Source organism: Bradyrhizobium sp. Ash2021, from assembly GCF_031202265.1.
GTDB lineage: Bacteria > Pseudomonadota > Alphaproteobacteria > Rhizobiales > Xanthobacteraceae > Bradyrhizobium.
In genome coordinates, this window is the sequence record NZ_CP100604.1 from 8,807,015 (window position 1) to 8,821,675 (window position 14,661).

Below are 14,661 nucleotides of genomic sequence, written 5' to 3' on the forward strand. Positions count from 1 at the left end.
TTGCGCTACTATTGCCCGACGCCGCGCCGTAAGCGCGCGTCACGACAGGGGCGCTGGCCCCGCCTTCAAATTTCAATCAAAAGCCACATCCGCGCGGCATCTTCGCGCTTGGGGTAGGCAATTTAGAGGGATTCGTCATGCGCCTCAGTGCACGTAACCAGATCAAGGGCACCGTCGTCGAAGTCAAGAAAGGCGCGACCACGTCACATGTCCGCGTCGACATCGGAAGCGGCCAGATCGTGACCTCCTCCATCACCAACGAAGCCGTCGACGATCTCGGCATCAAGGCGGGTAGCAAAGCCACCGTCGTGATCAAGGCCTCCGACGTGATGATCGCGGTGGACTGACATGCGCGCACGCTTGCTTGCCGCGTTGCTGCTGCTCGGCGCCGTCCCCGCGTGGGCGGCGGAAGAACCGAGCGGCTGCGACAAGTTCAAATGGCCGATCGAACGCGAGCGCGCGGCGCTGACCGCGCCAGATCGGGCGAAGCTTGCGTCGGGCGGTGAAATCGCGGCATTGCCGTCAACCGGCGTGACGCTGGCACTGGTCGCGCCCGCCGACGCCAAGCTGCCGACGCCGCCCGAGCGGGCACCCAAGGAGGGCACCTTCGCCGGCTTTACGAGCGTCAAGACGGCCCCGAAAGCCGGTCTCTACACCATCAGCCTTTCCACCGGCGGCTGGGTCGACGTGGTGCAGGACGGGCATTTCGTGAAGCCAAATGCCTTCAGCGGCGCCACCGATTGCGAGGGCATCCGCAAGACCATGAAATACGAGCTTTCGGCGAGCCCGTTCGTGCTGCAGGTCAGCGGCGCCAGGGAAAATTCGATCTCGATTGCGATCCTGCCGACGGAGTAGGCAAAGGAAGGCTTTACCCAAGGCCCGGGCCTGATATTGTTTCCGGCTAGCGATATCCTGATCGACCGTAAGTCGCAGGAAATGGCCGGAACGGCGCTTCCGCCTGTCGTACCCAGACCGAACCAATGCCTGATTTGCGCGCGAAAGCGCCAGCGAACACGCACGGAGCGCCACGATGCATCGTCTATCCGGAATTTTTGCCGCCCTCGTCATCCTGCTAGCGGCGGCCCACGCGCCCGCTGCTGCGGAGGACAAGACCCTCACCGTATTCGCCGCCGCCTCGATGAAGAACGCGCTCGACGACATCGACGCCGCCTACACCGCCAAGACCGGCGTCAAGATCACCGTGAGCTATGCCGCCAGCTCGGCGCTCGCAAAGCAGATCGAACAGGGCGCGCCGGCCGACGTGTTCGTATCCGCCGACACCGACTGGATGGACTACGCCACGGCCAGGAAGAACATCAACGAACCGACCCGGGTCAATTTGCTCGGCAACAGCATCGTGCTGATCGCCCCGAAAGATTCCAAAATCGACAATGTGACGATCGGGCAAGGCTTCGACCTGGCGAAGCTCGCCGGCGACGGCAAGATCGCCACCGGCGACGTCAAGGCCGTCCCGGTCGGCAAATATGCCAAGGCGGCGCTGGAGAAACTCGGCGCGTGGCAGGCTGCCGAGCCGAAATTCGCGATGGCCGATAGCGTGCGCGCTGCGCTGACGCTGGTCGCACGCGGTGAAGCCGTGCTCGGCATCGTCTATTCGACCGACGCCAAGGTCGAACCCGGCGTCAAGATCGTCGGCACCTTCCCGGCCGATTCGCATCCGGCGATCATCTACCCGGTGGCGGCGACGACGACCGCCAAACCGGAGACTGCCGACTATCTCGCCTTCCTGCGCTCGTCGGCCGCTAAAGCCATTCTGGAGAAATACGGCTTCAAGTTCCTCGTCAGCCCGACGACCTGATGTTCGATATCTCGCCGACCGAATGGACGGCGATCCTGCTGTCGCTGCGGGTCGCCATCATCGCAACGCTGGTGGCGACGCCGTTCGGAATCGGACTGGCGTGGCTGCTGGCACGGCGGGATTTCTGGGGCAAATCCGTCCTCGATGCGCTGATCCATCTGCCGCTGGTGCTGCCGCCGGTCGTTACCGGTTATCTGTTGCTGCTGACCTTCGGTCGCCGGGGCCTGGTCGGCGCTTGGCTTGCCGACCATCTCGGCATCGTGTTCGCGTTTCGCTGGACCGGGGCCGCGCTCGCCTGCGGCGTGATGTCGTTCCCGCTTTTGGTGCGGCCGATCCGGCTGTCGATCGAGGCGATCGACCGGCGATTGGAGCAGGCGGCCGGCACGCTCGGCGCCGCGCCCTGGCAGGTGTTCGCGACCGTGACATTGCCGCTGGCGCTGCCGGGCGTGCTGGCCGGCATGGTGCTCGGCTTTGCCAAGGCGATCGGCGAGTTCGGCGCCACGATTACCTTCGTGTCCAACATCCCCGGCGAAACCCAGACCATTTCGTCGGCGATCTATTCGCTGATCCAGACGCCGGACGGCGACACCGCGGCGGCGCGGCTGGTGGTGATTTCCATCGTGATCGCGATGGGCGCCTTGATCGCCTCGGAATGGTTCGCGCGCCGCGCCACCAAACGCCTGCACGGGAATTGACCATGCTGCGCGTCGACGTCACAAAAAAGCTCGGCGAGTTCTCGATCGAAGCGTCCTTCACCAGCGAAGGCCGCGTTACCGGCCTGTTCGGCGCTTCCGGCGCCGGCAAGACCTCGCTGATCAACATGATCGCCGGCCTGCTGAAGCCTGATCGCGGCATCATCTCGATCGATGGCGAGACGCTCGACGACGTCGCCGCGCGCGTGCACGTGCCGCCGCACCGGCGCCGCATCGGCTACGTGTTCCAGGACGCGCGGCTGTTTCCGCATCTCGACGTCCGGCAGAATCTCGACTATGGCCGGCGCATGAACCAGCTGGCCGAGGATCCCGCACAACGCGCGCGCGTCACCGAGCTGCTCGATATCGGCGGCCTGATGGACCGCCGCCCCGGAAAACTCTCCGGCGGCGAGCGTCAGCGCGTGGCGCTTGGCCGCGCGCTGTTGTCGAAGCCACGGTTGCTGCTGCTGGACGAGCCCTTGGGCTCGCTGGACGAAAGCCGCAAGGTCGAGATCCTGCCCTATCTGGTGCGGCTGCGCGACGAGGCCCATGTGCCGATGGTCTATGTCAGCCACGACGCGGCCGAGATGCGCCAGCTCGCCACCCAGATCGTGATGGTGCGCAACGGACGCGTCAGCGCGTTCGGCGGCGTGAAGGTTTTGTCGGGTGGTTCGCCGACCTGATGCGCTCGCTCGCAAGCCATCACTGGCCGCCGGCGAATGCCTTGACGAGGCGGTACAGATACTCATTGCCCTCAAAGAACGATTTGACGGGAATGCGCTCGTCGCGGCCGTGCGCGCGCGATTCGGCGACGTCGCCTGCCAGTCCCGAATGACCGTAGGTCGGTATGCCGGCATTGCGAAGGTAGCTGCCGTCGGTGGCGCCGGCGCTCATCGTCGGCAGCACCACCGCGCCGGGCCAGAATTCGGCCGACAGCTTCGTGATCGGCCCGATGACTTCGTCGCTGAGGGCCGAAGGTTCGCTGAGCGTCGGCGGATCGATCTGCGTCACCGCGATCTGATCGTCGGCCAGCACGCGTTCCAGCGTTGCCTTCACCCCGTCGATCGGCTCGCCGGGCATGACCCGGCAATTGACCTTGGCGGTCGCCAACGGCGGCAGCGCATTGATCGCTACCCCACCTTCAAGCAATGTCGCGACGCATGTCGTTCGCAATTGTGCGTTGAGGCCCGGATTGGCCGAAAGACGCACCACCGGCAACGAAGTGGGATCGGTTTGTCCCGACAACACCGCGCGCAAATCGTCGGCCACCTGGCCGCCGTCCATCTGCGCGGTACGTTCGAAATAGACCCGGGTCGTCTCGTTCAGGTTCACCGGAAAGCTGAAGGCCGCAAGCCGGGTCAATCCCGCCGCCAGCCGGTAGATCGCATTGTCCTTGACCGGAACGGCGCTGTGACCGCCCTTGTTCTTGACCGTCAGCGCGTAGCTCACCGAGACCTTTTCGCTGGTCTGCACCGAGGTGCGGATCGGCTTGCCGTCCTTCAGCCCGACGCCGCCGCCTTCATTGAGTGCGAATTCGGCATCGATCAGGTCGCGTTGGTTTTTCAAGAGCCATTGAATGCCGAGCCCATCCTTGTCCAAAATCTCTTCATCGGTCTCCAGCGCCACGATGATATCGCGGTCCGGTTTGTAACCCTCCTGCCGGTAACGAATGAGGTTGGCGATGAAGGAGGCCGCCATGTATTTGTCGTCGCCGCTGCCGCGCGCATAAAAATATCCTTCCTGCTCGGTCAGTTTGAACGGGTCGGTCGACCAGTCCTCACGGCTGGCCGGGACCACATCGATGTGAGCCACCAGCAGGATCGGTTTGCGCGCGCCGGTACCGTGGAGGCGCGCGACCAGATTGCCCTTGTGCGGCGCCGGCGAGAAGGCGTGGACATCGGCATCGGGAAAACCCGCGGCACGCAGGCGTGCGGCCATGGCTTCGGCCGCCTTCGCGGTGTCGCCGGTCGCGGTCACCGTGTTGATCTCGATCAGCTCCTTGTAGATGTCCAAGGCGCGCTGCTGGTTGGGATTCAAACCTTCGGTGGCAGCCTGTCCGGGCGCGACCAAGGCGATCGACAACAGAGCCGCCGCCGACAGCACGACAAAGCGACGCGGCCGCCACGCTAACTCAGAACCGGAAATCCGACGCATCTCATCCATCCTTCAATTCGATTGGCCCGAAGCTATTTCGAGTCCTTCGCAGCAACGACCTCGATCTCGACCAGAAATCCGGGATTGGCCAGTGCGGCGACGCCGACAACCGAACGCGCCGGCAGATTTGGCTGCGCGCCGCCGAAAAACTGGGTGTATCCCTCCATGAAGGCCTTGAAGTCCATCGGCGCGCGCGCGTCGTGGACCAGAAACACCTGCATCTTGACGACGTCGCCGATGCCGAGCCCCTGCCCTTCAAGGATCGCCTTGATCTTGTTGAGCACACCGACCGTCTGGGTCCTGGTGTCGCCATAGGCCTGCGGGCTGGCCGGGTCGGCGTCCTTGTTGACCAGGGGCGGCACCTGACCGCTGACGTAATAAGTGACGGCGTCGCCGGATACCCGCACCGCCTGGGCGATCGGAAACGTCGAATTGGGAATCGGATAGCGCACGATCTCGGCTTCAACGGCGCTTGAGCCGAGCAGCAAGGCGGCCAGCGCGAGCATTGCATGTTTCATCTTCGTCTCCCCCTGATGGCGATCATTTCTCCGGCCGAGCCAGCTTGACATCCTCGGCGCTGACCGCGTCCCGGTATTCGTTGCCAAAATGCGTCCGGACGTAATTCACCACGGCGGCGACCTGGGCATCGCTCATCATGGCGCCGACCGGCGGCATGGCCCGCTGGCCCCGGACCACGACATGAACCGGATAATTTCCGGCCTCGAGATTGCTGTCTTTCGCGAGCGACGGATAGGTGCCGGCGCCAACCGCGCCTTTGCCATCGGACATATGGCAACCCTGGCACGCGCTCGCGAACAATTCTTCGCCGGTCGATTCCGTAAATCTGAACCCCGGACTCAGCGCCGGCGGCCGCGAACGCGCTTCCTCGTCCGCGTGCGCCGCAGATGCTGCCAGTGACATCATCCCGACGCCCAGCACGACGGCGAGGAGAAAATGGCTGTGCGGCTTCGTCGCATTCGATTTCACGGGTGTGGTCTGGATTGGCGGCATCGCATCAGGTCCTGACGACACGTTCATGCAGCCGCGTGATGGCGTTGAGCGACGACAATATCGCGCCCTCCTGCCACGCCGGAATATAGGAGGCGTGCTCGCCGGCGAGAACAATCCTGCCGTCGATCTGACACAGATTGTCGTAGTGCTCGTCCCGCATTTTCTCGGTCCAGCTTCCGGCGCAGCCCAGGGTGAAGGGCACCCGATGCCAGGCGACCGCGATCCCGTTCTCGAACTCGGCGCGGTATTGCGGATGGATGCGGGCGCCGAGATCGACCGCGCGCGCCACCCGGTCCGCCGGGGCCATCGAGGTGAATTCGTAGGCGTTGGCGCCCTCAAAGACATAGGCGCCGAGCAGCACGCCGCGGCCGCTGCGGTTGAAGCCGCTGCTGGGATAGGAAATCTGCCGGATCGGCAGATCGGTGTAGCTGATACCGCCGTAGATCGCCTCGTCCTCCTCCCAGAACCTGCGCTTGAATTGCAGGCCGATCTTAACCGATGACGCATAGGGCACCGCGTCGATCGCCGCTTTCATACGCGGGCCGATGTCGATCTGGATCTGGCTCAGGATCGACAATGGAATGGTGCATACGCACCAGTCGGCCTGCGCCAGTTGCGGCGTGGCCGGCGTTTTGGCATTGACATAGCTGACGGTGACGCCGCCATCGTTCTGCTGAATGCGGGTGACTTTGGCGTCGTACTGAATGAGGTCGCCGACTTCCCTGGCGAACGCTTTGCCGATCATGTCCATGCCGCCGGTGGGCTGAAACATGGTGGCCTGGAATTGGTGCAGGGCAAAACTTTGCAGATACCGCCAGAGGCGGGATTGCAGGATGTCCGACAGTTTTACGGGCTCGCCGGCGATCGGGGCTGCACCCAGCCCGCCTCCGGGCGGCTTCGCGTAGCCGCGATAATCCGCCGAGATCAGATTGGCCTTGTAGGCATAATTCTGATCGAGCGCGCCCCAGGACCGCAACGCCTGCAGCAAAATCTCCCTGTCTTCGACCGATACCGCTTCGTCGAGCTTGCTTTGCTGCGTCACTTTCGCGAGCAATTCCGAAACATGCCCCTGAAAGTCGGTCTTGATATCGCGGATGCGCTGCGGCTTGCCGTCGAACGCATTGGAGCCGTGCAGCAGCGCGTTGTGATTGAGCTGGATGAAGGGTTCGAGCGTGACGCCCAGCCGCTTGCAATAGTCGAGCACGGCGCGGTGATGATAGGGAATCCGCCACGGCCCCGGATTGAGATAGAGGCCGTCCTCGAAGCCGCAGGTCTGGGTCGCGCCGCCGAGTTCGGTAAAACTGTCTCCGCCGCGCAGCGTCCAGTTGCGGCCGCCGGGACGGCTGTTGAACTCCAGTACCTGAACCTTGTAGCCGGCCGCGCGCAATTCCAGCGCGGCCGTCATACCGGCCAGACCCGCGCCGAGCACAAGTACCGAGGCGCCTTTGGTATCGCCCTCCAGCTTGATCGGCCCGTTATAGGTGGACTCCGACGCAAAGCCGAGGCTGGTCATCGCCTGATACATCGCGGCGCTGCCGGCGACCGTGCCCACCAGCGACAGCAGATCGCGCCGGCTCAGACCTGTCTCACCCTCGTTCTGCATGGCCGGTCCGGTCTCGCCATTTTCGTCCTGCGCCGCGCTCACGGCGCGGTTTCAATAGATAGGCGCTGGCTTTGGCCCACGCAACAATTGAACGCCGATGGCATTCACGAGTTCGCGTTCCGGACTCGCTCAGACGACATCCCGTGCGTGCAAATCCGCGATCGCGCTGGCATCATAGCCGAGCGAACTCAGCACCTCGTCGGTGTGGGCGCTGAGTTCGGGCGCCATGGAATCGAGCCTGCCGCCGCCATGGGCGAGCTGGAAGCCGGTGCCGGCAAAGCGCAGACGGCCATAGGGCGTATCGATCTCCTGAACTGCGCGGCGCGCCGCGATCTGCGGATGATCGATCACCTCCTCGATCTTCCAGATGCTGGCGCAGGGCGCGCCGGCCGCGTCGAGGATTTTCTCCCATTCGCGCGGATCCTTTTTCGACAGCGCTTCCTCAATGATGGCGCGCAGCGCCGGCTCGTTTTCCTGCCGTGCGAACCAATCGGCGAAGCGCGGGTCTTCCAGCGCGTCGGCGCGGCCGAGCGCGGTCATCAGCGCGCGGTATTGCTTCTCGCTGTTCACCGCCAGCAGCAAATAGCCCTGGCCTGCCTTGAACAGATTGGCCGTCGGCCTGCGGCTCACGGCCTGATTGCCGGACAGTTGCTGGCGATGGCCCGCGACCGAATAATCCGCCACCTGTCCCGACAGGAACGCCAGCGTTGCCTCGAGCATGGAGACGTCGACCAGTTGCCCCTTGCCGGTATGGGTGCGCTGGAACAGCGCGCTCGACACGCCGAACGCGGCAGTGGCGCCGGACAGCACGTCGCAGACCGCAAAGCCGGCGCGGGTCGGCCCGGTCTCCTCGTGACCCGTGATCGCCATGATGCCCGACATCGCCTGGATCTTGCCGTCATAGCCGGCGCCATTGCGCTCCGGGCCGGTCTGGCCAAAGCCCGAGATCGCGCAATAGATCAGTTTTGGATTGATCTCCGACAGCGCGGCGTAGCCGATGCCGAGCTTGTCCATCACGCCGGGGCGAAAATTCTCCATCACCACGTCGGCCTGCGCGGCAAGCTGCTTGACGATGGTGATCGCCTCCGGCTTCGAGAGGTCGAGCGTCAGGCTGCGTTTGTTGCCGTTGATCGCCTGCCAGCCGGGGGCCAGACCGCGTTCGGCCCATTCCCGGCTGAGGGGCGTGCGGCGCATGTCCTCGCCTTCGCGCCGCTCCACCTTGATGACGTCGGCGCCGAGCAGGGCGAGCTGGTAGCTGGCGTAGGGGCCTGCAAGCACCTGCGTGAAGTCGAGAATCTTCACGCCTTCGAACGGTCGGGTCAATTCAGTTTCCTCCTGCTGCTTCTTCCCCTCTCCCCTTGTGGGAGAGGGTGGACGCGATGCGAAGCATCGCGGACGGGTGAGGGGTCTCTCTCCGCGAACACCGAATGCGCGGTGAGAGACCCCTCATCCGGCGCTTCGCGCCACCTTCTCCCACAAGGGGAGAAGGGAAGTAGCCGCGTTACGCCGCCCTGTTGCCGCGCGCGATCTCTTTCTGCTTGTCGAATTCGGCGCGACGCCGCGCCAGTTCTTCCGGGCTCATCTGTGCGATGTTGTTGTAGTCGAGCTTCCAGGACGCGTCCTCGCTCCAGCGCAGCGGCGACTGCATCGTGGTGCGCGCGCCGGAAGCCGTCTCCAGCAGACGCAACGCCAGCTCCAGCGTCAGCGCCTGCGACTCGACACCATGCGGCTTGCCGGCGGAGTTGCCGAGCGGGAAATCAGAGAACAGGAAGCGCGGCACCGCGGCGTGCTCGACGATATCCTTGGCGCATCCCATCACCACGGTGGCAATGCCGTTGGCTTCGAGGTGGCGGGCAACCAAAGCGGCGGTCTGGTGGCACACCGGGCAGTTCGGCACCAGCACGGCGACATCGACCTTGTCGGCGAGGCAGCGGGCGAGGATGTCCGGAGCATCGACGTCGATCGTCACCCGATGGCTGCGATTGGTCGGCGCGCCGAAGAAGCGCGGCGCGACCTCGCCGATCCGGCCTAAGGCTTTCGCCTTCAGAAGCTGCGGCAGCGGAAACCAGGTGCCGCTGTCGGTCGCAGCGGTGTGCTTGCGGTCATAGCCGATATGCGAGATGCGCAGGTCGTGCGGCTTTGAAGTGTCGCCGTCATAGACTTGGTAGAATTTGGCGCCGCCATTGTACGCGGCGCCCGGACCCTGATCGCCCTTCGCCGGATCGAACGGCGCGGCGGTGGTGATGATCGTCACGCGCGATTGCGAGAGCGGCTTTTTCAGCGGCTGGAACGGCGCATCGACATAATGCGCCCAACGATACGGCGTGGTGTAACCGATCGCGGAGTAGTAGTCGCGGGTCCGCTGCATATAGGGGACCGGGGAATCGTAGTCGGGCGCAAAGCCGAGTTGGTCGTCGAGCGAGCCGGACATGGTTGTTTCTCCTGCGTTTCCACCGCGAGATCGTAAATCGACCTTTGGTCCAGACTAGAGATAGTCCGCCGGTTCCTCAACTGCCGAAATAGCAATTCAGCCCCCGCGACCGGCCCCAGGCCAGCCTCGAACAGCAAGGTCGTCATTGCGAGCGAAGCGAAGCAATCCACTCTTTCTTTGCGCGGAACGATGGATTGCTTCGTCGCTTCGCTCCTCGCAATGACGACCCTCTGGCGGACATAATCCCGCGTTCTCGCGGCATATGACGCCCGAGTTTTGCTCTGAACTTCCCGCCCACTGCAAACAGAGGGCGCAGGGAAGACCGGGTGCGCGCTGCACCCGCGGTCTCGTGTGCAAAATTGTGCGAAGAACCGCACACGAGCATACAGGTTCAGCGGAGGCATCCGGCCTTCCCTGCGCAATGGTTTTACGGCTTATAGCGCGCTCTCCCCGGCGACGAATTCCTTCTTGTCACCGTCATCGGCGGATTAAAGGTCTTGTCGAACCCGGTTGGGCCGACATCGCCTCCGTCGACTTGACACCAGCAACGGGCGCCAGGACCACACGCTTTTGCCGTACGCAGCCGTCCGTCTTCGCCTAAAAGGCTTCGCCGGGACAGGCCCGTCTCGACCTAAAGGCTTCATCGAACATTGGCGCCGTCGTCTTGCGCTGACGATATCGCTCACGGGACAAGCCCGCCCTGCAATTCCGCTTCACGCCGACGCTGCCGCGTCCACCGCATCCCACCGCGCGTTTCGTGACGATCGCGACCCGCCCCTCTTCTCGGGTGAGACGGGCGGAGAAATGCCACTGATTTGCCCTATCAGGGCAAGCGGAATATTTTTGTCGAGAGGGCTGGACAGACTTTTGGTGATTTGCCCGTCGGGTCAATTGGCCGCGTCCGAAAACGGTAGTTCGTCATTGCGAGCGAAGCGAAGCAATCCATAGCGTCGCTCGCCTTGGCCGTCGTGGATTCCCTCTGGGCAGGATAGAACGCAGCCTTGGGCGCATTCATCGGCCGGTTTAGTGCACTGACCGGAATTCCCGGCTGTGCCTATTCAGAATCTGTCATCCTTAGGTTAGGGTACCTAAAGGGAGGGGGCATGCGGGAAGCAATCAGGCACGCTTGGCACGGCTCAGGGAAGCGTTGGGACGCCGGTATTCAGCAGGTCACCGGAAGCGCAGCCGGCGGCCTTCTCGTTTACCTCTTTGGGATAAAGGTGCCCCAAGAGATTCTAGACAACCCCTCCCTTGGAGCGCTGGCGGCGATAGTTGTTGGCGGCTTCACGGGCGTTATTATCACCTTTGTACTTAGGTTGTCGTGGTACGGAATCTTCCATCACCTGAGGATTAAATTGAATCCGTGGCTTGTTGGGGTGTCTTTCGGTGCCATCATCATGATCGGCGCAACGGCTGGCTATTTTTGGGACCAATCTCGCGGGCCCATCCTCTGGGATTGGAATTTTCGTTGGATCAACTACGGCTATCTTGCGGCTCGCAACCGTATTGAAATTTCCAGGTTTGAAATAGTCGGAGAAAACAGGTGGGACGATCCCATCATTATATTGAGCGCTTTCGTTCGATCAGACATTACCAACGAAAATATCAACATGAATGTGCATCTCTGGAGGAGCGATGGCGACAATCCCGGATGGAGCCCCACAACAACCGATATAATACCGGCAAAAGGGCGTTTCTTGCTTTATGGGAAATTCAATCCGGACCCTGACAGGTATGATGGAATATTGGATAACGAATTTAAGGAACGATTCGGCCAGTTTTCGTTTTTCTTCAACTCAAAGCTAGTCAAACGCTTTTATGCAAGCGACGTCGATAAGCTCATTCGGAAGATGTTTGAAGACAGCACAGCAAAGCCACATTAGAGCTCGTAGGGCGGATTGGAGCCGAAGCCGTAATCCGCCGTTCTAAGCCTGTGCGTCGATTGCATTCACGACGATCATTCGGCATCGGTTGCGGAATAGCACAGGGGACGTCCGCATCGGAGCCGCAAGCGGCGGATTACGCCTTCGGCTCAATCCGCCCTACGCGCTATTGATGGCGAGTCGCGGCAAGCGTTAAGGAGAAAAGGAAACAAGAGCGACATTCCGCTCGTTGCCATCAATTGCTCCACGCGGGTGGTCATCAAGGTCGGCCGCGCCGCGGCTCCGGTCGCGCAGCTAAGATGGCGGATCGCGATCCGCCCTACGGAGCTGATCCGGGTTACGCGCACCCTTCGGCAAGCACCAGTTTACTCGTCGTCGTATCGTGGCGCAGCTTGAACAGGTCTTGAATTTCAGGGTCACCCAGAAATGCTTCTGCGTTTTCGCGTTCCGGAAATTCGATGATGACCATGCGTTCGGGTTTCCAATCCCCCTCGATCGTCGTCGGCTGAACCCCTTGAACCAGGTATTTTCCTGAATGTTTTGCGATGAACGCAGGGATTTCAGCGATGTATTTTCTGAAACCAGCAAAATCATTCACCGACAGGTCGAGCACCAGATACGCCTTCATTCCCTGCCCCGCGAACCAGCACCAGACCAATTCGCGGTCCGGATGGAGGGCGTAGAATAAGACCGTATGCTTCAAAGGCAACAAGGCCGCTCGCCGCTCAAAGCTGGGATTACATGACAGTCCAGCACTGTCACCGCAGTTCGGCCTCCGTAGCTGGCCTGAATTTTATAGGTACCTCGCGGAAGCAGTGGAACTCAAACGGTTCAGAGCCCGTTCAGAATGAACTTCGCTTCCGATCCGATCAGACCCCGGGGAGGAAGAGACAGACCGAGATTGGCCCAACAACATCACAACGGAGGCTAGCCATGCCGGAATCTACCGAAATGAAGGATCACGTTTACAAGATCCTGGAGCTCGTGGGATCTTCCGAAAAAAGTATCGAGGAAGCCGTTCAGAATGCGATCACCCGCGCATCAAAGACCATTCGGGAAATGAAATGGTTCGAAGTCGTGCAGACGAGAGGCCAAATCGAAAACGGGTCTGTTCGCCATTATCAGGTCACCTTGCGGGTTGGGTTCACACTCGAGGGGTAATTCCCGGTGCAACGCGCCGCGCCTAATCACGGCATCACAGTCCGTGGCCACCGGCCACGGACTGGACGCCGAAACACGCGATGCGGTCAAACCCCCGCCACCGACGACCAGATCTCCGCCAGCTTGCGCTTGAACGCCTGCATCCGCGTCAGCGGCGCGGCCGCTTCCTCGTCTTCCGGCAACCTGAGGCCGACCACATTGACCCGGCCGCCGCCGATGCTGCGCGCCACCAGGACGATGGAATCGAGCGCAAGCTCGGCGCCTTCCTTCGGCGCGTGGTCGAGATGAATGTCGAAATAATCCGACAGCGTCAGCTTGCCCTGCTCTTCGTCCACCGCCACGCCGTAGATCTCGGCCAATTCGCTGAGCGTATGCTCGCCGGAGACGACGAAGTCGCCGAGCAAATGCGGATCGGGCGCCGAACTCGGCGCCATGTCGACAAAAAAGCGATCCAGCGCCTCGGCCTTTTCCGGCGGCGCCAGCAAATAGATGTAATCGCCGGCCGCGACCGGATCGGCCTCGGTGGGCGAGAGGATGCGCTGCTCGCGGATCACCAGCGTCGGCTTCGACCAGGACGGGATCAGCCCGCGGCGGAAATACAGGCTTTTCGCGCGCACGGGATAGCCGACCAGCTGCTGCTCGAGCTGGCCGGGCAGATCGAGCTCGACACGCCGCGGGCCGCGCTCGGCGCGCGGCAGCGCCACGTGCAGCCGCCGCGCCGCCGGCGCCAGCGTCCAGCCCTGCAGCAACAGCGAGATGATGACGACGACGAAGGCGACGTCGAAATAGAGATAGGCTTTCGACAGGCCGACCAGCATCGGGATCGAGGCGAGGAAGATCGCGACCGCGCCGCGCAGGCCGGTCCAGGCGATAAAAACCTTTTCCCGCCAGTTGAACTTGAACGGCATGAGGCACAGAAACACCGCGACCGGCCGCGCCACCAGCATCAGCACGAAAGCAATGATGACGGCTGGACCGACGCTGCTGAGCAGCCGATGCGGCGAGACCAGCAGCCCGAGCAGCACGAACATCACGATCTGCGCCAGCCAGGTCGCGGCATCCAGGAATGTCACCACCGAATTATGCGCGCGCGTCGGCCGGTTGCCGATGATGATGCCGGCGAGATAGACCGCGAGGAACCCTGACCCGTGCGCGATCTGCGCGCCGCCGAAAATCACAAGCGCGGCCGTCGTGACGAACGGCGCATGCAGGCCCTGCGGCAGCGCCATGCGGTTGAGCGCGAGCACGACGAGGCGGCCGCCGATCACGCCCATGATCGCGCCAAGCACCGCCTCGCGGGCGAATTCCATCGCGATATGCGAGAGCGAGCTTTCGCCCCTCGAAATGAATTCGACCAGCATCAAAGTGAGGAAAATCGCGAAGGGATCGTTGGTGCCGGATTCCGCCTCCAGCGTCGCGCCGACGCGCGGGCGCAGGCGTAACCCTTGCGTGTGCACCAGCAGAAACACCGCCGCCGCGTCGGTGGATGCCACCACCGCGCCGACCAAAAACGCCTCGGTCCAGTTCAGGTCGAGCGCATATTTGGCGACCGGTGCTGTGATCAGCGCGGTCAGGAGCACCCCGATCGTGGCCAGCATCATCGACGGCGCCAGCACGGTGCGGATGCTCTGGAAGCGCGTTTTCAGCCCGCCGTCGAACAGGATCAGCGCCAGCGCCACCGATCCCACCAGATAGGTGGTGCGGACATCGTCGAACTGCAGCTGGCCGGGCCCGGAATCGCCCGCCAGCATGCCGATCAGCAGGAATGCCAGCAGCAGCGGCGCGCCGAAGCGGAGCGCAAGCAGGCTGGAGAGGATTCCGGCCATCACCAGAACCGCGCCGAGAAGAATGGCTATGCTGACCGCGTCGAGGGAAGCCATGATCGAGGGAAGCCTTGATCGAGAGAAGTC

Annotated in this window: 15 protein-coding genes; 7 read left to right on the top strand and 8 right to left on the bottom strand. The window is 62.7% G+C overall.

Annotated elements, in window-relative coordinates:
* Positions 1–137 precede the first annotated feature (137 nt).
* The 5 genes from NL528_RS42315 (at position 138) to modC (ending at position 3,191) form a co-directional block, all read left to right on the top strand.
* Positions 138–347 carry a TOBE domain-containing protein gene (locus NL528_RS42315; RefSeq protein ID WP_309180261.1) on the top strand — a complete coding sequence of 70 codons (210 nt, stop codon included), beginning with the start codon at positions 138–140 and terminating at the stop codon, positions 345–347.
* 1 nt (position 348) lies between these two features.
* Positions 349–855, top strand: coding sequence for a hypothetical protein (locus NL528_RS42320; RefSeq protein ID WP_309180262.1), 507 nt, complete (start codon positions 349–351; stop codon positions 853–855).
* Between the two features lie 175 nt (positions 856–1,030).
* Entirely contained in the window at positions 1,031–1,816 is a 786-nt protein-coding gene (gene modA / locus NL528_RS42325) for a molybdate ABC transporter substrate-binding protein (protein WP_309180263.1), read from the top strand.
* Positions 1,816–2,511 (top strand): molybdate ABC transporter permease subunit, encoded by a 696-nt coding sequence (gene modB / locus NL528_RS42330; RefSeq protein WP_309180264.1) that lies wholly within the window; start codon positions 1,816–1,818, stop codon positions 2,509–2,511. The genes modA and modB overlap by 1 nt, the downstream gene beginning before the upstream one ends.
* 2 nt (positions 2,512–2,513) lie before the next feature.
* A complete protein-coding gene (modC, locus tag NL528_RS42335; RefSeq protein ID WP_309180265.1) occupies positions 2,514–3,191 on the top strand; it encodes a molybdenum ABC transporter ATP-binding protein in 678 nt (225 codons plus the stop codon).
* A gap of 19 nt (positions 3,192–3,210) precedes the next feature.
* On the opposite strand, the gene NL528_RS42340 is transcribed toward modC, so the two are convergent.
* The 6 genes from NL528_RS42340 to NL528_RS42365 form a co-directional block, all read right to left on the bottom strand.
* On the bottom strand, positions 3,211–4,662 hold the full coding sequence (locus tag NL528_RS42340) for a M20/M25/M40 family metallo-hydrolase (protein WP_309180266.1): 1,452 nt from the start codon (positions 4,660–4,662) through the stop codon (positions 3,211–3,213).
* Positions 4,663–4,694: 32 nt separating this feature from the next.
* A complete protein-coding gene (locus tag NL528_RS42345) occupies positions 4,695–5,180 on the bottom strand; it encodes a RidA family protein (RefSeq protein WP_309180267.1) in 486 nt (161 codons plus the stop codon).
* Positions 5,181–5,202: 22 nt separating this feature from the next.
* A complete protein-coding gene (locus NL528_RS42350) occupies positions 5,203–5,673 on the bottom strand; it encodes a cytochrome c (protein WP_309180268.1) in 471 nt (156 codons plus the stop codon).
* 4 nt (positions 5,674–5,677) lie between these two features.
* The gene (locus NL528_RS42355; RefSeq protein WP_309185233.1) at positions 5,678–7,276 is read right to left on the bottom strand and encodes a flavin monoamine oxidase family protein; all 1,599 of its coding nucleotides are present in this window, start codon (positions 7,274–7,276) and stop codon (positions 5,678–5,680) included.
* A 129-nt stretch (positions 7,277–7,405) separates the two neighbouring features.
* Positions 7,406–8,599, bottom strand: a complete 1,194-nt coding sequence (locus NL528_RS42360; RefSeq protein WP_309180269.1) for a CoA transferase — start codon at positions 8,597–8,599, stop codon at positions 7,406–7,408.
* A gap of 178 nt (positions 8,600–8,777) precedes the next feature.
* The gene (locus NL528_RS42365; protein ID WP_309180270.1) at positions 8,778–9,707 is read right to left on the bottom strand and encodes a glycine reductase; all 930 of its coding nucleotides are present in this window, start codon (positions 9,705–9,707) and stop codon (positions 8,778–8,780) included.
* Positions 9,708–10,810: 1,103 nt separating this feature from the next.
* Here NL528_RS42365 and NL528_RS42370 point away from each other — a divergent pair.
* Complete coding sequence (locus tag NL528_RS42370) at positions 10,811–11,590, top strand: hypothetical protein (protein ID WP_309180271.1); 780 nt, start codon at positions 10,811–10,813, stop codon at positions 11,588–11,590.
* 337 nt (positions 11,591–11,927) lie between these two features.
* Here NL528_RS42370 and NL528_RS42375 read toward each other — a convergent pair whose 3' ends face one another.
* Positions 11,928–12,218 carry a DUF1330 domain-containing protein gene (locus NL528_RS42375; protein WP_309180272.1) on the bottom strand — a complete coding sequence of 97 codons (291 nt, stop codon included), beginning with the start codon at positions 12,216–12,218 and terminating at the stop codon, positions 11,928–11,930.
* Positions 12,219–12,523: 305 nt separating this feature from the next.
* On the opposite strand from NL528_RS42375, the gene NL528_RS42380 reads away from it, so the two are divergent.
* Positions 12,524–12,751 carry a dodecin gene (locus tag NL528_RS42380; protein WP_375143948.1) on the top strand — a complete coding sequence of 76 codons (228 nt, stop codon included), beginning with the start codon at positions 12,524–12,526 and terminating at the stop codon, positions 12,749–12,751.
* 86 nt (positions 12,752–12,837) lie between these two features.
* Here the strand turns inward: NL528_RS42380 and NL528_RS42385 are convergent, their stop codons facing one another.
* On the bottom strand, positions 12,838–14,631 hold the full coding sequence (locus NL528_RS42385) for a potassium/proton antiporter (RefSeq protein WP_309180275.1): 1,794 nt from the start codon (positions 14,629–14,631) through the stop codon (positions 12,838–12,840).
* Between the last annotated feature and the right edge of the window lie 30 nt (positions 14,632–14,661).